The organism is Mycobacterium neglectum (genome assembly GCF_002591975.1).
Lineage (GTDB): Bacteria > Actinomycetota > Actinomycetes > Mycobacteriales > Mycobacteriaceae > Mycobacterium > Mycobacterium neglectum.
Map to the genome: position 1 here is coordinate 196,414 of NZ_NVQE01000002.1, position 19,478 is coordinate 215,891.

Sequence of the window (19,478 nt, forward strand, 5' to 3'; positions counted from 1 at the left end):
CTAACCTGACGTCATGGCGCAGCCGGTCGGTGACGTGCCGATCCGGGATCAATCGATCCGCCTCGGCCAATTCCTGAAGTTGGCCGATCTGATTGACAGCGGCTCGGACGCCAAGGGCGTGATCGCCGGTGGGCTGGTTGTCGTCAATGGTGCTATTGAGACCCGCCGCGGACGGCAACTGCGCCACGGCGACATCGTCTGGTTCGGTGGCCGATCGGCCCGCGTCAGCCGGGAGTCCGCGCCGTGGACGTGATCACCTCCCTTCCGGCGAGCACGCGGCTCGCCGACGTCCCCGACCGCGTCCGGCGCATCGAGGATCTGGGATTCGACACCGCCCACGTCTCAGAAACCGTCCGAGATCCGTTCTCGGTATGCGCCCTCGCACTCGAGCACAGCACTACGTTGGTGGTCCGAACCAGCATGGTCGTTGCGTTCGCCCGAAGCCCGATGGTGACCGCTTGCGCGGCATGGGAACTCGCCCGCTACTCCGGTGGCCGCTTTCAGCTCGGCATCGCCACGCAGGTGCGGGGCAACATCGTCGGACGGTTCTCGATGCCATGGACCGACCCCGCCGCGCAGCTTCGGGACTACGTCGCATCGCTGCGCGCGATATTCGCCGCGTTCGCCGGGCAGCAGAGTCTGGACCACCGCGGCAGTCACTACACGTTCACCCGGCTGCAGCCTTATTTCAATCCCGGGCCCATCGACGTGGCTCCCCCGCCGATCTGGACCGGCGGCGTCAACCGCCGGATGTGCACCCTGGCCGGCGCCGTCGCCGACGGCTTCGTCGCGCACCCCACCAGTTCGCACCCGGCGGTGCTGAAGGAGTACGTCTTGCCCGCGCTCGCCGACGGTGCGACGAAAGCGGGGCGCACCGACGGCGGCCCGCGGCTGGTCGTCGTACCGCGGGTGATCTCCGGTCGTGACAATGCGGCCGTCGCCGCCGCGCGCGATGAACTGCGCTCAGAACTTGCCTTCCTGTACTCGACCCCGGCGTACCAACGCACGCTCGAGCTGTTCGGATTGACCGAGATCGGAACCCGCCTCAGCCGACATGCCCGCCGCAAGGAATGGGCCGCGCTCACCGATGTGCTCACCGATGACGTTGTCAGCCAACTCGTTCCGCAGGGAACCTACGCTGAGCTTCCCGACGTGCTCGCGTCCCGGTACGACCGGATGTGCGACGGGATCGCACTCGACACACCCGCTGATCCGGGCGATGACGCCGAATTCGCGGCGATGGTCGATCGCATCAAATCGATCCCGGCCCGGGTCAGTTGACCTTCGCGATCGCCACCCGCACACCGTCACCGATCTCGCTGCCGCCGGCAGGTTCGCCGAACTCGAAGCTGGTCGCCAGGATTTCCCGCGCCATGAGCTCACTGTGGGTTCGCGCCCAGCCCTGCTGCTGCGCCCCTGCTACCGACATGACCACCGAGATGCGGTCGGAGACATCGAGCCCGGTGGACTTGCGCAGCTCCTGCAGTTCGCGGATGCGGTCCTTGGCCCAACCCTCGGCCTCGAGCTCTTCGGTGACCGTGCCGTCGAGCACCACCAACCCCGCGCCCTCGGGCAGTGCTGCGGTGTACTCAGGATCTGCGGCCACCAAGCGCGAGCTGTACTCCTCGGGCTGCAGCACAGCCGGTCCAGCAGTCAACGTCCCGTCGTCATTGACGACCGCCTCGCCCGCTTTCACGGCCTTGATCGCGGCCTGAACGTCCTTGCCGAGCCGCGGTCCGGCGACCTTGGCGTTGACGGTCAATTCGAAGCGACCGTACGTGGGGACGTCGTCGGTGAGCTCGACCGTCTTGACGTTGAGTTCGTCGGCGATCAGGTCGCGGTACGGCGCTAGCCGCTGCGGGTTGTCCACCGCCACCGTCAGTTTCGGCAAGGGCAGCCGCACTCGCAGCTTCTTGGCCTTGCGCAGTGACGAGCCGGCTGATGCGACCACGCGGACCAGGTCCATGTCGGCCACCAACTGCGAATCCTTCGGCAGTAGATCGGCGGCGGGCCAGTCGGTCAGATGGACCGAGCGGTCCCCGGTCACCCCACGCCAGATCACCTCGGCGATCAACGGAAGCAGCGGCGCAGCGAGCCTGCCCGTCACCTCGAGCACTGTGTGCAGCGTGTCGATGGCGTCCGGATCTTCCTCCCAGAACCGCGAACGTGACCGTCGCACATACCAGTTCGTCAACGCGTCGGTGAACTGGCGCAATTGGTCGCAGGCCCCTGAGATGTCGCAGACGTCCAGCGATTCGGTGAGATCGTCGCGCAGGACCGCGAGCTTGGCCAGGATGTAGCGGTCCAGCACGTTCGCCGAGTCGGCCCGCCAGGTGCCCTTCTTCGGCGCGTAGAGCGACAGGAACGTATAGGCATTCCACAACGGCAGCAGGACCTGCCGGACGCCCTCGCGAATACCCTGCTCGGTGACCACCAGATTGCCGCCCCGCAGGATCGGTGATGCCATCAGGAACCAGCGCATCGCGTCGGAGCCGTCCCGGTCGAACACCTCGTTGACGTCCGGGTAGTTCCGCAGCGACTTGCTCATCTTCTGCCCGTCGTTACCCAGCACGATGCCGTGCGCCACACAGGTTTTGAAGGCTGGACGGTCGAACAGCGCGGTGGCCAGGACGTGCATGGTGTAGAACCATCCACGGGTCTGCCCGATGTACTCGACGATGAAGTCGCCGGGGAAATGGGTGTCAAACCACTGAGCGTTTTCGAACGGATAGTGCACCTGCCCGTAGGGCATCGAGCCCGAATCGAACCACACGTCGAAGACGTCCTCGATGCGCCGCATCGTCGAGCGGCCGCTGGGGTCATCGGGATTGGGCCGGGTCAACTCGTCGATATAGGGGCGGTGCAGGTTGTCGGGTCGCACGCCGAAGTCACGCTCGAGCTCGTCGAGGCTGCCGTACACGTCGATCCGCGGGTAGGCGGGATCGTCGGACTTCCACACCGGAATAGGGCTGCCCCAGTATCGGTTTCGCGAGATGGACCAGTCGCGTGCGCCCTGCAGCCACTTGCCGAACTGACCGTCCTTGACGTGCTCGGGATACCAGGTGATCTCCTGATTGAGCTCGACCATGCGGTCGCGGAAGTCGGTCACCTTGATGAACCACGACGAAACGGCCCGGTAGATCAACGGGTTCCGGCATCGCCAGCAGTGCGGGTAGGAGTGATCGTAGGTCTCATGGCGCAGCAGCACCGCGCCGTTGGCCGCCGCCGACCGCGTCTGATTCTTCAGATCGCGGATGATCTGCGGGTTCGCGTCGAAGACATGCTGGCCGGCGTACTCGGGCACCGTCACGTCGAACCGGCCCTTGGTGTCGACGGGTGTCACCGCGACGATGTCGGCCGCCTGGGCCGTGGCCATATCGTCCTCGCCGTACGCCGGTGACATGTGGACGATGCCGGTGCCGTCCTCCGTGCTGACGAAGTCGGCAGGCAGTACCTGAAACGCATTGGTGGAATCCATGAAATACGGGAACGGCGGTAGGTACCGCACACCGAGCAGTTCGCGTCCGGTGTAGGTGGCCAGCACTTCGGGCTCTTCACCGAGTTCGCGGGCATAGGCCGCCAGCCGCGCCTGCGCCAGCACATAGCGCCCGCCGTCGGGCGCTTGCACGCAGACGTAGGCGATATCCGGACCCACCGCGACCGCCTGGTTCGACGGCAGCGTCCACGGCGTCGTGGTCCAGATCAGCAGATAGGCGCCGTGCAGATCACCGTCGTCGACCACCTGGAAGCCGACGGTGAGCGCCGGATCCTGTCGCATCTGATAGACGTCGTCGTCCATCCGCAGCTCGTGGTTGGACAGCGGGGTCTCGTCGTTCCAGCAGTAGGGCAGCACCCGGTTGCCCTCATAGGCCAGGCCCTTGTCCCACAGCTGCTTGAACGCCCAGATCACCGACTCCATGAAGCCGAGATCGAGCGTCTTGTAGTCGTTGTCGAAGTCGACCCACCGCGCCTGCCGGGTGACGTAGGCCCGCCATTCGTCGGTGTACTTGAGGACCGAAGCGCGGCACGCTTCGTTGAACTTCTCGATGCCCATTTCTTCGATCTGCGCTTTGTCGGCGATCCCGAGCTGGCGCTGAACCTCGAGTTCGGCGGGCAGGCCGTGGGTGTCCCAGCCGAACCGCCGTTCCACCTTGTAGCCGCGCATCGTGCGGTAGCGGGGCACGATGTCCTTGACGTAGCCGGTCAGCAGGTGGCCGTAGTGCGGCAGGCCGTTGGCGAACGGCGGACCGTCGTAGAACACGTACTCCGGCGATCCGTCCCGATGGGCGATGCTGGCGCGGAACGTGTCATCGGAATCCCAGTAGTCCAGGACATCGGATTCCAACGCCGGGAAATTGGGCGCTCCGGCGGCCGGCTTCGGATAGGCGGTCACGTGTCTCCTGTGCCTGATCGAGGCACGGGGACGACGTCGCGCGGTGCGCGAGCGCCGCGGTACCACCCCGCTTGCGCACGTGACGTGCGCCGCTCATTTCGGGCGATGACGGGCCCACCCGTTCGGGTCTACTGAGCTAGATCAGCTGTTCTTCCGAAGGCTCCCCGGTGATGGCCGGATCAACGCCCTTACCGTCGATTCTAACGACGGGCTCTTACACAGCAGGCAGTGCGTCCGTGGTCATCTCGTAGAGGGCGCGCGGGAACTGCTCGGCGAGCTCTTCGACGGTGTACGGCTCGAAATGGCTCGTGTCGTACCACCAGTCGATGTGTACCAGATCCGCAGTGCGGTAGACCCTCATCTCCAGGGCATGTCCCAGCCCGGGTGGCGTCTCCTGAACCGGCACGGGCACCGAGTCGTCGGGCACCTCGCCCAGGTAGTTGAAATACGCCTCCGACATCCCGTCGGCGGCGCTCTCAGTCGCCGAGGCCAGGGCGTGGTGAACGCCGCGGAGTACGTCGGTGGCATCGGACTGCTGCGTTGTCGCGCACACGAGCGGGACGGCGTCGAGCAGGCTGCCACGTTCGCTGGCCACATCGACGAGGACAGTGCCGTCGCCGAGCGTCTTCGCGATCGTCCGAGCCAAGGCGGCGAGGAGGATCTCGTCGGCAGGCACGCCGAGGTACTCGGTGGCTCCATCGAGCTCCGCCGTGAGTTCTTCGGTGTCCGGTGTCGACAAGCGCACCATGCCCGCGGGACGGGCGGCGTCCGGGGCGTCGTAATCCACGATGTGGATCGTTGCTAGTGCAAATTCAGTAACGGCGTTAAACGCCTCTTTAGCCGTCATAGGCAACTGCGAAGCAACCATGGTCCCAACGATAGCTCAGATGTCCCAAATATGGGATAGGCCTCCCGAAACTGTGACGCCTGTGTCAATTAGGGCAAAGGTTTCCGGTTTGCGGTTCGCACTGCCTATTTTATGAACATTGCATTATCGTAGGACGGGTGCCACGTACCGACGAGAACGGCAGACAGCTAAAAGCCCTGCTAGATTACCTACTTGACGGCGACGTTGACGCCAAGGACATTTACGACGCGCTCGGTACATCGAGCAGCACGTATTACCGGCGGATCAAGGAAGCCGACTACCCGGACGCCGAAGAATTGCGGCGAGTATCCGACAGATTCGGTGTCAGCTACCCCGACCTGCAGATCCGGTTTGGCCTGATGAGCGAACAAGAGGTGTGGAGCTACATCGAGTCTTCGCCGTTCCGCGGAGTCGACCTCCGCGAGGCCGCCGACACCCGAATGGCCACTCGAACTATTCATCGAACCCGCGCGCCAAAACTCTCCGAGCTGAAACCGCGCAGTGACGCGCCACCGCTGTAGCCTTATACTTTGCTGAGTTCACCGCGGCTCGAAGGCGACACATATGGCTCTGACAACTCTGATCGCGATCACACTTTGCTGTATCGCGTGGAGTTTGTGGATTCGCCGAGTCACATGGTCGTCCCGTTGGGAGTTCGCCGCAACCCTGAACATCGCCCTGCAGGGTGGTGCGGTGCTCATGATGTCGCCGTGGGCCTCCGAGACGCTGGGCGTCTTCCTCCACGACCTGACAGGTAAGTGGAATCTGGAGGACTACATCGGCCACGATCTCTACATCGTCGCCGCGTCCGCCGTCGTCTATAACGCGCTCGGCCGGTTGCAACAGGATCACGAGCTGCAGCGGTCGTTCAAGCAGTACGTCGAGTACCCCGCGACGCTGTGCATACCGCTGCTGCTGGTCGCGTTCACACTCGGCAACGGCGCGAAGATCTACCAGGCCGACTTCTTCCAGGTACCGACCGACTTCTGGCTGAACATCTACTGGCTGCTGCTGTGCGGCACGCTCATCTATCTGCTGGTGTACGGATGTCGGGCGCTGCTGGTCCTGCGTAAGGATCCGCGCTCGCGCACCGTGGCCAACATCTACCTCGTATCGTCGGCCGCGGGTATCGCCGCCTGCATCGTACGGCTGGCCACCGCCTTCATCCCGCAGCTGCAGGCGCTTGACGCCGGCACCACACTCACGTGGGTGTTCGCCTGCATGTGCGGCGCCGGCTTCGCCATCACGTCGGCGGAATCCTGGCGCAAGAAGACGAAATGGTTCTCGACGGCCGACCGCTGAGGCTCCGTTGAGCTCGCTCTAGCCGACGGCGGATCGGGTGACCTTGAATTGCGCGCCGAGCGCGGGCACCGTGTCGTATCCGCGTTTGCGGGCGCGCGCGGCGTCGCGACGAATCAACGTCTGCAGACCGGCGAATGTCGCCTGATCGAGCACCATCCGCGTCAGCAGCCGGTTGTGCACGAACCCGAACGCCATCCCCGACTCCGGATCGGCCCAACCCACCGAGCCGGCCAGGCCGGCGTGCCCGAAGCCGGGCATCACCCCCGGGATCGGCACGGAGTGGTATCCGAGGTGGAAGGACAGCGGCACCCAGATGTTGCGGTCCGGCGCATAGCTCGGTTCGCCGGTCAGGCCCGCTGTCCTCTCCCGCGACAGCAGCTGCGTGCCGTCTACACGCCCGCCGTTGGCGATCGCGCCGTACATCTTCGCCAGTGCGCGCGCGGTGGTCACACCGTTGGCCGCCGGGATCTCGGCGTCCAGGAACGGCGTGTCGCCCTGTATGACGGCCTTCATGCCCGGGAAGTACATCGACCCGAAGATGCCCGAAACGCCCATGGCCGCCACCCGGGGCGCGACGAAGTTGAATATCGGGTTGGCCAAAGTGCCCTGGGGTGCCAGGATCTGCGCGGCGCGCGTCGCTGCACCGACCGGCGGCCGACCCAGGTGCAGTCCGTCGATGTTGAGCGGCTCCGCGAGTTCCTCACGGATCAGGTCCCGCATGCCCTTACCGGTGACGGCGCGGCCCAACCCCGACATCAGCCAGCCGTAGGTCAGCGCGTGATAGGCCTGATGCCCATACAGCAGGCGGTTGACCGGTGCCGCGGCGATCCGCTGCTCCATGGCGAGGTGGTCGAGCAGATCGGCCTTGCTGACCCCGTTGAGGTGCGATAGCCCCGCACGGTGCTGCATGACTTCGCGCACCGTGATGTCAGCCTTGCCGTTGGCGCCGAACTCGGGCCAGTACTGGCTGACCGGGGTGTCGTAATCGAGAAGCCCGCGGTCGGCGAGCCGATGGATCACCGTCGACGCCAGACCCTTGGTGACCGAGAAGACCATTGCGCCGGTATCGGCCGTCCAGTACTCGGTGCCGCGGCGGTCGGAGTAGCCCGTCCAGACGTCGACGACGGGCTCACCGTGCAGATAGACGCAGAGCGCGCCGCCGCCGAACCGAGGTCCGGGAAAGAGTTTCGAGAATGCCCGCACGGTGCAGGCAAAGTTCGAGTCCGATGCGCCCTGTATCCCTCGTGGGAGCGCTGCGCTGCGCTCCTCGGATTTGACACCCGTCACAATGAATTAAATTTACCTGGAGCCCCGGCAAATAAACGAGGTGTTACCAAAAAGTTAGGTTATCGCACGTCAGAGGCGTTCAAGATCTCTTGCGCAGCAAGCGCTGGGGTGAGTTCGCCGTCGCGCACCTGGCGCTCCACTTCGGCCCGGATCTTCTTAACCGACGGGTGCGACAGCACACGATCGAGCACCGTGTCGCGGACCATGGACCAGGTCCAGTCGACCTGCTGTGTACGCCGTCGGGCCTCGAATTCGCCGGCTTCGGTGAGCACCTCGCGATGCTTGAGAATCGTCTCCCATAGCTCGACGAGACCGTCGCCGCTCAACGCGCTCATAGTGAGAACCGGTGGGCGCCAAAGTGTTTCACGCGGATAGATCAGCCGGATCGCGCCGGTGAGTTCACGCGCGGCGGCCTTGGCCTCCACCGCGTGCTTACCGTCGGCCTTGTTCACCACCACGATGTCGGCGAGCTCCAGCACGCCTTTCTTGATGCCCTGCAGTTGATCGCCGGTGCGGGCCAAGGTCAGGAACACAAAGGTGTCGACCATGTTGGCGACCGCCACCTCGGACTGTCCGACGCCCACCGTCTCGACCAGAATGACGTCGAAACCGGCCGCCTCCAGCAACACGATCGTCTCGCGGGTGGCCCTCGCCACCCCGCCCAGGTTGCCCGAGGTCGGCGACGGCCGGATGTACGCGTCGGCGTGCACCGCCAGTTTCGCCATGCGGGTCTTGTCGCCGAGGATCGAACCGCCGGTGCGAGTCGAGGACGGGTCGACTGCCAGCACCGCGACGCGGTGCCCCTGCTCGATCAGGTACATGCCGAGCGCCTCGATGGTGGTCGACTTGCCGACGCCGGGGACCCCGGTGATTCCGACGTGCATGGCCTTACCGGCATCCGGCATCAGTTCGAGCAGCAATTGTTGCGCCTGTTCGCGGTGATCGGTGCGAGTTGACTCGACGAGCGTGATCGCCTTGGGCAGCGCCGCTCGGTCACCGCTGCGAACGGCGTCCGCTAGTTCAGAGACCGGGAGGTTCATCTATTTTCAACTGGTAGCCCAGCCGCTCGGCGAGCTTCTGCAGCAGGCCGATGGCCGCGTCAGCGATCACGGTGCCGGGCGGGAAGATCGCGGTCGCACCCGCCGCGTACAACTCGTCGAAGTCGCCCGGCGGTATCACGCCGCCGACCACGATCATGATGTCGGGCCTGCCCGCCCCGGCGAGCGCCTCGCGCAGCGCGGGCACCAGCGTCAGGTGGCCGGCAGCCAGCGAGGACACCCCGACCACGTGCACGTCGTTGTCGGCGGCCTGACGCGCGACCTCCTCCGGCGTGGAGAACAACGACCCGACGTCGACGTCGAAGCCGATGTCGGCGAACGCCGTCGCAATCACCTTCTGCCCACGGTCGTGGCCGTCCTGGCCCATCTTGGCGATCAGAATGCGCGGCCTACGACCGTCGGCCTCGGCGAACTTCTCGACGAATTCGGTTGCAGTGGACACGTTGCTGGCCTTTCCAACCTCGTCACGGTAGACGCCCGCGATCGTGCGGATCTCGGCAACGTGTCTGCCATATACCTTCTCGAGCGCGTCGGAGATCTCGCCTACCGTCGCGTGGGCGCGAGCCGCATTGACGGCCAGAGCCAGCAGATTGTTGCCGAGGCCGTCCTCCCCTGCCGGCCCGGATGCACCTGCCGCACGGGTCAATTCGGCCAACGCGGCTTGTGTCGCAGCCTGGTCGCGCTCGGCGCGCAACTTCTCCAGCTTGGCAATCTGCTCTGTGCGCACCCGGCTGTTCTCGACCTTCAGGACCTCGACCTCCTGGTCCTCGTCGACCTGGTATTTGTTCACGCCGATCACCGTCTGGGTACCCGAGTCGATGCGCGCCTGGGTGCGGGCGGCGGCCTCTTCGATCCGCATTTTGGGAATACCCTCGCTGATCGCCTGCGCCATGCCGCCGTGTTCGGCCACCTCGAGGATGTGGGCGCGGGCCTTTTCGGCCAGCTCGTGGGTGAGCCATTCGACGTAATACGAACCGCCCCACGGGTCGATCGGCCGCGTCGTTCCGGACTCCTGCTGCAGCAGCAGCTGAGTGTTGCGGGCGATGCGCGCAGAGAAGTCGGTCGGCAGGGCGAGTGCCTCGTCGAGCGCATTGGTGTGCAAGGACTGCGTGTGCCCCTGGGTGGCGGCCATGGCCTCGATACAGGTGCGGGCGACGTTGTTGAAGGCGTCCTGCGCGGTCAACGACCACCCCGAGGTCTGCGAATGGGTACGTAGCGACCTGGATTTTGGGCTTTCGCTTCCGAATTCGGCGACCAGCTCACTCCACAGCAGCCGTCCGGCACGCAGCTTGGCGACCTCCATGAAGAAGTTCATCCCGATGCCCCAGAAGAACGAAAGGCGCGGTGCGAACTTGTCGATGTCGAGGCCCGCGTCCAGGCCCGCCTTGATGTACTCGACACCGTCGGCCAGTGTGTAAGCGAGCTCGAGATCGGCTGTGGCTCCGGCTTCTTGAATGTGGTACCCAGAGATCGAGATCGAGTTGAACTTCGGCATCTTCGAGCTGGTGTATCCGAAGATGTCGGAGATCACCCGCATCGAGGGCTTCGGTGGATAAATGTAGGTGTTGCGGACCATGAACTCTTTGAGGATGTCGTTCTGGATGGTGCCCGCCAACTTCTCCGGGGGTACACCCTGTTCCTCGGCGGCCACGACGTAGAGCGCGAGGATGGGGAGCACTGCGCCATTCATCGTCATCGAGACCGAGACGGTCGAGAGGTCGATACCATCGAACAGCTGCCGCATATCGAGAATGGAATCGATTGCCACGCCGGCCATTCCGACGTCACCCTGCACGCGGGGGTGGTCGGAGTCGTAGCCACGATGGGTTGCCAGATCGAACGCCACCGACAGACCCTTCTGCCCTGCAGCAAGATTGCGGCGGTAGAAGGCATTGGACTCCGCGGCCGTCGAGAAGCCGGCGTACTGGCGGATGGTCCACGGCTGGTTGACGTACATGGTCGGGTACGGCCCACGGACGAACGGCGGTGCGCCGGGGAAGCTGTCCAGCGGGTACCCGGCGTCGACGACCCCGTCGCGGTCATCAGCGATGTAGACCGGCTTGACGTCGATGCCCTCCGGGGTGGCCCAGTCCAGCTGATCAGCGGTGTAGCCGTGTGCCGCGGCGGCCGCGGCGATATGCTCGCTGACCGCGGCCTCGGTTGCGGGCTCACCGATTTTCTCGCCGTGCAGGGGTACGTCGGCGAAATTCGTGATTCCTGGTTTGACGGTCGTCATCGTCACGCCCCCAAACGTGTGAGCAGGGCCGCCAATGCGGCGATCGCGTCGATCTTGGCGGTCAGGTATTCGTCCGGCTTGTTGGCGGGGTCTGATGTCGCCGCCGGGGCGGCTCCGGTGTCAGCGACCGACCTCTCCGGACCGGCCAGATATACGTGCGAAACTCCCGCCGCCCTCGCTGCTTCGACGGCGCCGGACGCCTCGTCCGCATATCGGGCGTCGGTGCCGCAGATCACTGCGGCAACGGCACCACCGGCATCCGAAACCGCCTGCGCGATTCCCGCGGCGTCCAAGGGGCCCGGATTGACGGCCTCCACACCGCCCGATGCCAGCAGGTTGGCCGCGAACGTCGTGCGGATGTTGTGTTCGGAGAGCGGGCCGAGCGGCAGGAGCAGTGCGGTGGGCCGCGAACCGTGCTCGGCGAGATATGCATCGGAGCGGTTCCGCAGCGCTTCGAAATCGGCCGCGTAGCGCTGCACACCGAGATTCGGTTCGGACTGGGGCAGCGGCATTTCTGAGAGGTTCGGATACTCGTTGACACCGGTGATGGCCGTCCGCCGGTGAGCGATATCGTCCCTGCGCTTCGCGTTTACCTCCGCGATCTGCGCGGCCAGATAGTCGCCGGCAGCGGCGAAACCACCACGGGATTCGATGTCGCGGAAATTTTTCCACGCCGTCTCGGCAAGCGCCCGCGTGAGATCTTCGATGAACCACGAGCCGCCGCCCGGGTCGAGCACACGTCCGATGTGCGACTCCTCCAACAGCAACAGTTGGGTGTTGCGCGCCATCCGCCGCGCGAAACTGGGTGCGGTGCCCGGCCATCCGCCGGGGATCGCACTGTCGAAGGTGTGTACCTGGACGGTGTCTGCTCCCCCGACGCCTGCCGCGAAGGCGGCGACCGTTGTGCGGAGCATGTTCACCCACGGATCGCGCTGAGCCATCATCGGTTTGGATGTCACCGCGTGCACGGTCGCCGCGCCTGCGTCGGCCGCATCAACCACCTCGGCCACCCGGGCCCATAGCTGTCGCGCCGCGCGCAGCTTGGCGATGGTCATGAACTGATCGTCATCCGCCGCGAATCGGAAGCTGATCTGGCGCAACGCTTCCGATGCCGAGATGCCACTTTCGACCAGCACGCGCAGATAGCTCACGCCCGCGGCGACAGCGCCGGCCAGCTCCCATGACGCGTTGGCGCCGAGATCGTGGAATGCCGGACCGTCGATCGTTATGGCCCGTACGCCGCCCTCGTAGCTGACCGTCTTGGCGACGGTGGCCACCACCTCGTCGATCGACGGCGCAGCTCGGCCGCTCAGTGTCGCGGTGAGAGGGTCGGCACCCAGATCGACCGAAACCCGCGCTCGCCGTTCGTCGTCCAGGTCGATCACCAGCGCCAGCACCGCGTCGGCGGCGGCGGCGAAGTCAATGCCCGCGTCGAGCACCACCGGAACCAGCTCGAGGAACACGCCCTCGAGAAGCCGGTCGAGTTCGTCGGCACTCACACCGTCGTCCCCGACCTGCAGGATCAATGCGCTGGTGCCCTCGGTGAGCGCAGCCAGCACGGCACCGTTTCCGTCGACCACCGAGACCTGTCCGGGCGCCGGAAACGACTCGGCGACCTTCCAGCCGGACTTGACGTCGCGCAGCCCGTCGGAACCACGGATGTATGGCCAGCGACCAGGCAGCGGCGCCTCGGGCTGGGAGTCCAGAATCGTGTAGAGCGGCCGGATCGGAAAGCCTTCGTACGTCGGCGAGTCGAGGAGTTGCTCGGGCGCCTCGCCGAGGTCGGCGGGATCCTTGCGGCTGCTCTTGGCGAGCACCCCGGCAACGGCGGCGCGCCACTGCTCGCGATCCGACTCCGATCCCACGGACGTATCTACCGACACCGGCATCTCCTGTTGTCGCAGCGTGTGACCTCTGTGTCTAACACGACCGCTCACCAGGCTAAATGATCCAGGTCACGGCGTTGACCGCCGGGCAGCCGACTCACGCTCGCGCCGATCAGCCAAGCCGGGCGCCGCAACGTAGGCTCGGTGGACGTGAATACCGTCGTCAGCACCTTGCGCGCCCTGCGCAGCTCGGTGATCGCGACCGCGTCCGCGGTGCCGCGACGACGGGTGTTCGCGATGCTGGCCGCGATTGTGATTCTCGTCGCAATCGCGCTGCTCGTGCCCCTGCCGACCGCAGTTCAACTGCGCGACTGGGCGACTTCCGTCGGCCCGTGGTTTCCGTTGGCGTTTCTCGGCGCACACATCGTGATGACGGTATTTCCGTTCCCGCGCACCGCATTCACCCTGGCCGCAGGCCTGCTGTTCGGTCCGGTCCTCGGCATCCCGCTCGCGGTCACGGCGGCCACCGTCAGCGCAGTCATCGCGCTGCTCCTGGTCCGCGCGGCCGGCTGGCAGCTCAACAAGCTGGTCAGCCATCCTCGAGTCGACGCGCTGGACGCCCGACTGCGGGAACGCGGGTGGCCCGCGATCATGTCGATGCGGCTGATTCCGGCCGTGCCGTTCTCGGTGCTGAACTACGCAGCGGGCGCGTCGGCGGTTCGGGTATTGCCCTATACCTTCGCCACGCTGGTCGGGCTGGTGCCCGGCACCTCAGCGGTGGTGATCCTCGGCGATGCGCTGACCGGCAGCGTCAGCCCGCTACTGGTCCTGATCTCGTTCTGCACCGCGTGCCTCGGCGTGGCGGGACTGGTCTATGAGTTCCGCGCCCATCGTCGCCATCACCGCGACCACGCTGAGGCCACCTATCTGGAGTGAGCGCCGCCGTCGTTGCGAGGCGGGGGCTGCTGGGAGTACGCCGACGGCGGCTGCTGCTGCTGGGACAGCGGCGGGTACTGCGGCGGCGGATCGATGACTCCGGCCACCGGCTTGCGCGCCTCGGCCTCGGCCTTGGCCACGGCCTGCGCGATCTCCGGATCGGTCTGAGTGTTGAACCAGGCGGCCACCTCCTCGGAGTCGTCCTCCGGCCGTTGGATGTCCTCCTCCACCGGCGACGGCTCGTAACGGAAGACGCCGTCCGAACCCGGCGCGCCGAGCATCTTCGTGAAGCCCTCGAGTGCCGATCCGAAGTCGCTTGGCACCAGCCAGACCTTGTTCGCCTCGCCCTTCGCCATCTGCGGCAGTGTCTGCAGGTACTGGTAGGCCAGCATCTCCGGAGTCGGTCGGCCCCGCTTGATCGCCGCGAACGTCTTCTCGATGGCCTTGGCCTGGCCCTGTGCCTGCAGGTAGGACGCGGCACGTTCACCCTGGGCGCGCAGCATGCGTGACTGCCGGTCGGCCTCGGCGGCCAGGATCGCGGCCTGCTTGGCACCCTCGGCGGCGAGGATCTGCGCCTGCTTCTGGCCCTCGGCCTGCTTGATCGACGCCTCCCGGTTGCCTTCGGCTGTCAGGATCATCGCCCGCTTCTCGCGGTCGGCACGCATCTGCTTTTCCATCGAATCCTGAATCGACGGCGGCGGGTCGATGCTGCGCAACTCGACGCGAGCCACCCGCAGCCCCCATCGGTTGGTGGCCTCGTCGAGCACGCCGCGCAGCTGTCCGTTGATCGAGTCGCGGGACGTCAGGGTCTGTTCCAGGGTCATGCCGCCGACCACGTTGCGCAGTGTGGTGGTGGTCAGCTGCTCGACGCCGACGATGTAGTTGCTGATCTGGTAGACGGCGGCCTGCGGATTGGTCACCTGGAAGTAGACGACGGTATCGATGTTGACCGTCAGGTTGTCCTCGGTGATCACCGGCTGCGGCGGGAAGGACACCACCCGTTCACGCAGGTCGACGCGGGCGCGGATCTTGTCGACGAACGGCAGCAGCAGCGTCAACTGTCCCGAAACCGTCTTGCTGTAACGACCGAGCCGCTCGATGACCGCGGCCTCGGCTTGCGGGATCAATGCGATGGACTTGGCCACGATGATGGCGGCGAAGACCACCAGCACAGCCACCAGAATCAAACCGGCGACGGCACCATCCATGAAAGTTCCTTCCCTAGGTGTCCAGGCTTCTCTAGACGACTTTCTGTACGACGGCGGTTGCGCCGTCGATCTGCACGACGGTCACGTGGTCGCCGGGCTCGTAGACATCGCTATCGTTCAGCGGGCGTGCGGTCCAGACTTCGCCCTCGAGTTTCACCTGTCCTTCGTGGCGTCCGACCCGGTCGAGCACCAGCGCGCTCTTACCCTCCAACGCCTTCGCAGGCTCGGGTAGACCCTTGCCCGAATTGAAGTGCCTGCGCAGTGCGGGCCGAACCAGTACCAGCAGTAGCACCGACACGACGGCGAAGACCGCTCCATGGATCCACAGGTCATCGAATATGAGGCTGGAGCCAGCGGCGGCCAGGGCGCCGCCGCCGAGCATGAGCAGGAACAGGTCGCCGGTCAGCGCCTCGGCTCCGGCAAGGGCCAGGGCGGCGATTAGCCAGATCAGCGCAGCAGGCATGCCGCCAGCCTAGCGCGTAGCCGACCCGATGAGCGGCTAACAACTACACTGCGGAAATCATGTGGTGTCCGAGTGTGTCGTTGACCGTGTGGGCGAACGCCTGGCTTGCTGGTGCCGCCGCGCCCGACGATGTGTTGGATGCGCTATCACAGTGGGCACCAAGACATTCCGTCACGGCGTACGACTCGGTGGCGGCCGGGCGTACGGGGCTGCCCTGGCCGGATCTGACCGACGCCGGCGCTGTCTCGCTGCTGCAGACCCTGCGTACCAGCGCGGGCCGGGGCAGCGGGGCGCCCGCGATGGGCGTCGCCCTGCCGGTACCCGGCGACGTTCGCGGGCTGCCGGCCGGCACACAGTTTCAGCGTGACGCGGTGGCCGCGGGCGAGGCGCTCATCATGGCCGGTGATCCCGCCGAGGCCATCGGCCTGGTACCCGACTTCGAATACCCGGATGTCGGCGACGATGGCGATGAGCTCGATACCGCAGCCGAACCGTCCGCGCTGTCGTGGACGGTGTATTCGGTGCCCGGCGCGGCGCCGACGGAGGGTCTCGATCTCGGTGAGTCGGAATATGCCATGCGCTCCGCGGTCCGCTCCGCCGCCGATGCGCTGGGAGCGCTGCACGCGGAAGCGGCAGGCAGCGATATCGAAGACCCGCGCAGTCTCGTCGAACAGGTTGTGGAATCCGAACGGCGACACAGTATTCCGGACCATGCGCCGACGCGTGCCCTGCGGGTGCTTGAGAACGCGGCATACATCGACGCGATCATCACGGTGAGCTCGGGACTGATTCCCATCGGACTCAACAGCTCCGCCGACGTCCAGACAGCCAGCGAAGCGCTGCGACCGTTGAACGGAGTCGTGCGGTCGGCGCGATTGGCGGCCGTCAGCGAAATCCTGCATTCCGCCTGGCAGCACTGAACGAGCGCGGCGCCGCAACGCTCACCAGCGCCACGGCCACCAATGCCGGTCATAGCCGAATCCGTAACCCGGACCGTGGTACCCGCCGAATCGATGGTCACCATGGCCATAGCCATGGCCGCCGCCACCGTACCCATGGGCAGCGGGAATGATCACGGCCGACGAAGTGGACGGGGGCGCTGCCGTCGCAACGGGCGCCGCCGCGATGGTCAACGCCGCGGCGCTCGCCGCGACCGCTGCCGCGATCTGCTTTAACCCTGGTCGCATCGCAAAACTCCTTCGAATGCCTATGTTTCTCTTGCACCTCCAGAGTTGCGCGCCAACCGCTCCGTGTCCTTGCGGCTGACGCCAAATTCGGGCCCCCGCTAGCTGGTATCACAGCGAGGCGTGCAGACCGCCCCATCAAGCGAAAAGCCCTGCAAGGGGGGAGCATCCGGGCCAGGGACACGGACCGGATCGCGGTCGGTGCGCAGTTCGTCGAGTAGGTCGGCGACCACCCGCGCAAGGTCGGCGTTCGGCGTCGCGGCTCGCGCAAATGCGATATCGGACTGTTCGGCCTGCAATCTCAACTCGTGGTCGAGGTCCCACACCACCTCGATGTGGTCTGCGACGAAACCGATCGGGCAGACGACCACCGCGTCCGTGCCTGTTTCCGCCAGAGCTGCGAGGTGATCGCCGACATCCGGCTCCAGCCACGGCACCTGCGGCGGCCCGGAGCGCGACTGCCACACCTGGTCATAGTCGTCATAGCCCGCCGCGGTGGCGACCAGCTTGGCGGCGTACGCCACCTGCCGCGCGTATAGGTCTGCGCCACAACGGGACGCATTCGACAGTGGGATCGAGTGTGCCGTGAAGATCAACCGTGCGTTGTCCGGCACGGTCTGCGCGGCGGTGATGATCGCCTCGCTGAACATCTGGACGAACAGCGGATGGTCGTAGTACTGACGCAGTTTCACCAGCTGGGGTGCCGTGTCGCCGACCGCCCGCCTGGCCCTTGCGATGTCCTCGACGTACTGCGTGCAACCCGAGTAACCGCCCCACGCCGACGTGGCGAAGACCGCGGCGCTGCGGATCCCATCGGCGGCCATGGCGGCGACGGCATCTTCGATGTACGGCTCCCAGTTCCGGTTACCGAAATATATTGGGAGGTCAATGAATCCACGCAGTTGATCGACCAGCGCCCGGTTGATGCCGTTGATCGGCGAGACGCCGCCGAAATGCATGTAGTGCTCGGCGACGGAGGCGAGACGCTCCCGCGGAATCCCGCGGCCCCTGGTGACGTTCTCCAGGAACGGCATCACCTGGTCCGGCCCTTCCGGCCCGCCGAAGGACAGCAGCAGGACCGCGTCTGGGCTATTGCTCTTCGCGTGAGCGGCCATCTAGAGCAACTGCGTGCTCGCGCCGCCGTCGGCGTAGATGATCGTGCCGGTCGTCGCGGGCAGCCAGTCCGACAGCAGCGCGCATACGGTCTTGGCCACGGGTGTGGGATCCTTCATGTTCCATCCGATGGGCGCCCGCTGATCCCAGCCCTCTTCGAGCAACTTCATCTGCGCACCGGCCTCCTCGCCGAGCGCACCGCCGACGATGGCGCTCATCGCCAGCGTGCGGATTGGTCCTGCGGCAACGAGATTCGAGCGGACACCGTGCGGGCCCGCTTCGCGAGCCACGAACCGGTTCACCGACTCCAGCGCGCTCTTGGCGACCGTCATCCAGTTGTACGCGGGCATCGCGCGGGTCGGATCGAAGTCCATCCCCACGATGGCGCCACCCGGATTCATGATGGGCAGCACCGCCTTCGCCAGCGACGCATACGAATACGCCGAGATGTGGATGCCCTTGGCGACGTCCTCGTACGGCGCATCGAAGAACGGGTTGATGCCCATCCCGGTCTGCGGCATGAAGCCGATCGAGTGCACCACGCCGTCGAGTTTGTTGCCGTCGCCGATGACCTCGGTGACGCGGTCGGCCAGCGTGTCGAGATGCTTTTCGTCCTGCACGTCGAGCTCGAGAAGGGGTGCCTTCTCCGGGAGTCGGTCGGCGATCCGCTGGATCAGCTTCATCCGGTCGAATCCGGTCAGCACCAGCTCGGCGCCCGCCTCCTGGGCAACCTTGGCGATGTGGAACGCGATCGAAGAGTCGGTGATGATCCCCGTGACGAGGATGCGCTTGCCTTGCAGAAGTGTCATGTGAAGCTTCCTTGTTCGTTTCCTAGTGGCCCATGCCCATGCCGCCGTCGACCGGGATCACTGCTCCGGCGATGTAGGTCGCATCCTCGGACGCCAGGAAGCTGACCGCCCCGGCGACCTCCTCGGCGGTGCCGACCCGCTTGGCCGGGATGAAGTCCAGCGCCCCCTCCTGGATCCGCTCATCGAGCGAGCGGGTCATCTCGGTGTCGATGTAGCCCGGAGCGACCACGTTCGCGGTGACGCCGGCCTTGGAGAGCTCCCGCGAGATCGAACGGGCCATGCCGATCAGTCCGGCCTTGGCGGCCGCATAGTTGGCCTGATTGCCGATCCCCCAGCTGCCCGACACCGAACCGATGAAGATGATCCGGCCGAACCGCTTACGTTGCATGCTGCGCGATGCGCGCTGAGCCACCCGGAACGCACCGGTGAGATTGGCGTTGATGACCTCCTCGAACCGCTCCTCGGTCATCCGGATGAGAAATGCGTCCTTGGAGATGCCAGCATTGGACACCAGCACCTCGACCGGGCCCTGATGCTCCTCGACCTCCTTGAAGGCACGGTCGACGGCGTCATTGTCGGTGACGTCGCACTCGACGCCGAAAAGACCCTCGGGCGTACCCGATCCACGGTGCGTGACGGCCACTTTGTGTCCGTCGGTAGCAAGTCGCCGAGCGATGGCGAGTCCGATTCCGCGGTTTCCGCCGGTCACCAATACTGAACGCGATACGAAAGGCGGACGGGTGCCAGCCGTTTGGCCGGCGGTCTCAGCCGAATCATCGGTCACAGTCATGCCCG

The 19,478-nt window shown here is 65.7% G+C and carries 18 protein-coding genes; 6 read left to right on the top strand and 12 right to left on the bottom strand.

Annotation, left to right across the window (positions count from 1 at the left end; translation table 11 throughout):
- Positions 1-13: 13 nt before the first annotated feature.
- Both CSQ99_RS02930 and CSQ99_RS02935 read left to right on the top strand, forming a co-directional pair.
- On the top strand, positions 14-253 hold the full coding sequence (locus CSQ99_RS02930; RefSeq protein WP_099037537.1) for an RNA-binding S4 domain-containing protein: 240 nt from the start codon (positions 14-16) through the stop codon (positions 251-253).
- Complete coding sequence (locus CSQ99_RS02935) at positions 244-1,281, top strand: TIGR03617 family F420-dependent LLM class oxidoreductase (RefSeq protein WP_099037538.1); 1,038 nt, start codon at positions 244-246, stop codon at positions 1,279-1,281. Before CSQ99_RS02930 ends, CSQ99_RS02935 begins: the two co-directional genes overlap by 10 nt.
- Here CSQ99_RS02935 and ileS read toward each other — a convergent pair.
- Positions 1,274-4,393 carry an isoleucine--tRNA ligase gene (gene ileS / locus CSQ99_RS02940; protein WP_099037539.1) on the bottom strand — a complete coding sequence of 1,040 codons (3,120 nt, stop codon included), beginning with the start codon at positions 4,391-4,393 and terminating at the stop codon, positions 1,274-1,276. The two genes, CSQ99_RS02935 and ileS, sit on opposite strands and share 8 nt — an antisense overlap.
- A gap of 214 nt (positions 4,394-4,607) precedes the next feature.
- Positions 4,608-5,261 carry a hypothetical protein gene (locus CSQ99_RS02945; RefSeq protein WP_099037540.1) on the bottom strand — a complete coding sequence of 218 codons (654 nt, stop codon included), beginning with the start codon at positions 5,259-5,261 and terminating at the stop codon, positions 4,608-4,610.
- A 137-nt stretch (positions 5,262-5,398) separates the two neighbouring features.
- Here CSQ99_RS02945 and CSQ99_RS02950 point away from each other — a divergent pair, with 137 nt between their 5' ends.
- Positions 5,399-5,782 (top strand): transcriptional regulator, encoded by a 384-nt coding sequence (locus CSQ99_RS02950; RefSeq protein ID WP_099037541.1) that lies wholly within the window; start codon positions 5,399-5,401, stop codon positions 5,780-5,782.
- 43 nt (positions 5,783-5,825) lie between these two features.
- Entirely contained in the window at positions 5,826-6,563 is a 738-nt protein-coding gene (locus CSQ99_RS02955; protein ID WP_099037542.1) for a hypothetical protein, read from the top strand.
- An 18-nt stretch (positions 6,564-6,581) separates the two neighbouring features.
- On the opposite strand, the gene lipL is transcribed toward CSQ99_RS02955, so the two are convergent.
- From lipL to mutA, 4 genes are read right to left on the bottom strand one after another with little or no spacing between them, the layout of a single operon-like run.
- Positions 6,582-7,850: an esterase/beta-lactamase LipL gene (gene lipL / locus CSQ99_RS02960; RefSeq protein ID WP_099037543.1), complete on the bottom strand. Its 1,269-nt coding sequence runs from the start codon at positions 7,848-7,850 to the stop codon at positions 6,582-6,584.
- 59 nt (positions 7,851-7,909) lie between these two features.
- The gene (gene meaB, locus CSQ99_RS02965) at positions 7,910-8,890 is read right to left on the bottom strand and encodes a methylmalonyl Co-A mutase-associated GTPase MeaB (RefSeq protein WP_099037544.1); all 981 of its coding nucleotides are present in this window, start codon (positions 8,888-8,890) and stop codon (positions 7,910-7,912) included.
- Positions 8,871-11,144 carry a methylmalonyl-CoA mutase gene (scpA, locus tag CSQ99_RS02970; RefSeq protein WP_099037621.1) on the bottom strand — a complete coding sequence of 758 codons (2,274 nt, stop codon included), beginning with the start codon at positions 11,142-11,144 and terminating at the stop codon, positions 8,871-8,873. The genes meaB and scpA overlap by 20 nt, the downstream gene beginning before the upstream one ends.
- Before the next feature lie 2 nt (positions 11,145-11,146).
- On the bottom strand, positions 11,147-13,033 hold the full coding sequence (gene mutA / locus CSQ99_RS02975) for a methylmalonyl-CoA mutase small subunit (RefSeq protein WP_099037545.1): 1,887 nt from the start codon (positions 13,031-13,033) through the stop codon (positions 11,147-11,149).
- A gap of 147 nt (positions 13,034-13,180) precedes the next feature.
- On the opposite strand from mutA, the gene CSQ99_RS02980 reads away from it, so the two are divergent.
- Complete coding sequence (locus tag CSQ99_RS02980; protein WP_099037622.1) at positions 13,181-13,906, top strand: TVP38/TMEM64 family protein; 726 nt, start codon at positions 13,181-13,183, stop codon at positions 13,904-13,906.
- On the opposite strand, the gene CSQ99_RS02985 is transcribed toward CSQ99_RS02980, so the two are convergent.
- The gene (locus CSQ99_RS02985) at positions 13,894-15,114 is read right to left on the bottom strand and encodes an SPFH domain-containing protein (RefSeq protein WP_099037546.1); all 1,221 of its coding nucleotides are present in this window, start codon (positions 15,112-15,114) and stop codon (positions 13,894-13,896) included. The genes CSQ99_RS02980 and CSQ99_RS02985 overlap by 13 nt on opposite strands.
- 31 nt (positions 15,115-15,145) lie before the next feature.
- Positions 15,146-15,577, bottom strand: coding sequence for an NfeD family protein (locus CSQ99_RS02990; RefSeq protein ID WP_099037547.1), 432 nt, complete (start codon positions 15,575-15,577; stop codon positions 15,146-15,148).
- Positions 15,578-15,636: 59 nt separating this feature from the next.
- Here CSQ99_RS02990 and CSQ99_RS02995 point away from each other — a divergent pair, with 59 nt between their 5' ends.
- Entirely contained in the window at positions 15,637-16,497 is an 861-nt protein-coding gene (locus CSQ99_RS02995; RefSeq protein ID WP_099037548.1) for a hypothetical protein, read from the top strand.
- Positions 16,498-16,518: 21 nt separating this feature from the next.
- Here CSQ99_RS02995 and CSQ99_RS03000 read toward each other — a convergent pair whose 3' ends face one another.
- The 4 genes from CSQ99_RS03000 to fabG1 all read right to left on the bottom strand — a co-directional run bounded on the left by CSQ99_RS03000 (position 16,519) and on the right by fabG1 (position 19,473).
- Positions 16,519-16,764, bottom strand: coding sequence for a hypothetical protein (locus CSQ99_RS03000; protein ID WP_099037549.1), 246 nt, complete (start codon positions 16,762-16,764; stop codon positions 16,519-16,521).
- A gap of 98 nt (positions 16,765-16,862) precedes the next feature.
- Positions 16,863-17,876, bottom strand: coding sequence for a ferrochelatase (locus CSQ99_RS03005; protein WP_099037550.1), 1,014 nt, complete (start codon positions 17,874-17,876; stop codon positions 16,863-16,865).
- A complete protein-coding gene (gene inhA / locus CSQ99_RS03010; RefSeq protein ID WP_099037551.1) occupies positions 17,877-18,683 on the bottom strand; it encodes an NADH-dependent enoyl-ACP reductase InhA in 807 nt (268 codons plus the stop codon).
- Positions 18,684-18,705: 22 nt separating this feature from the next.
- Positions 18,706-19,473 carry a 3-oxoacyl-ACP reductase FabG1 gene (gene fabG1 / locus CSQ99_RS03015; protein WP_099037552.1) on the bottom strand — a complete coding sequence of 256 codons (768 nt, stop codon included), beginning with the start codon at positions 19,471-19,473 and terminating at the stop codon, positions 18,706-18,708.
- Positions 19,474-19,478: the final 5 nt, after the last annotated feature.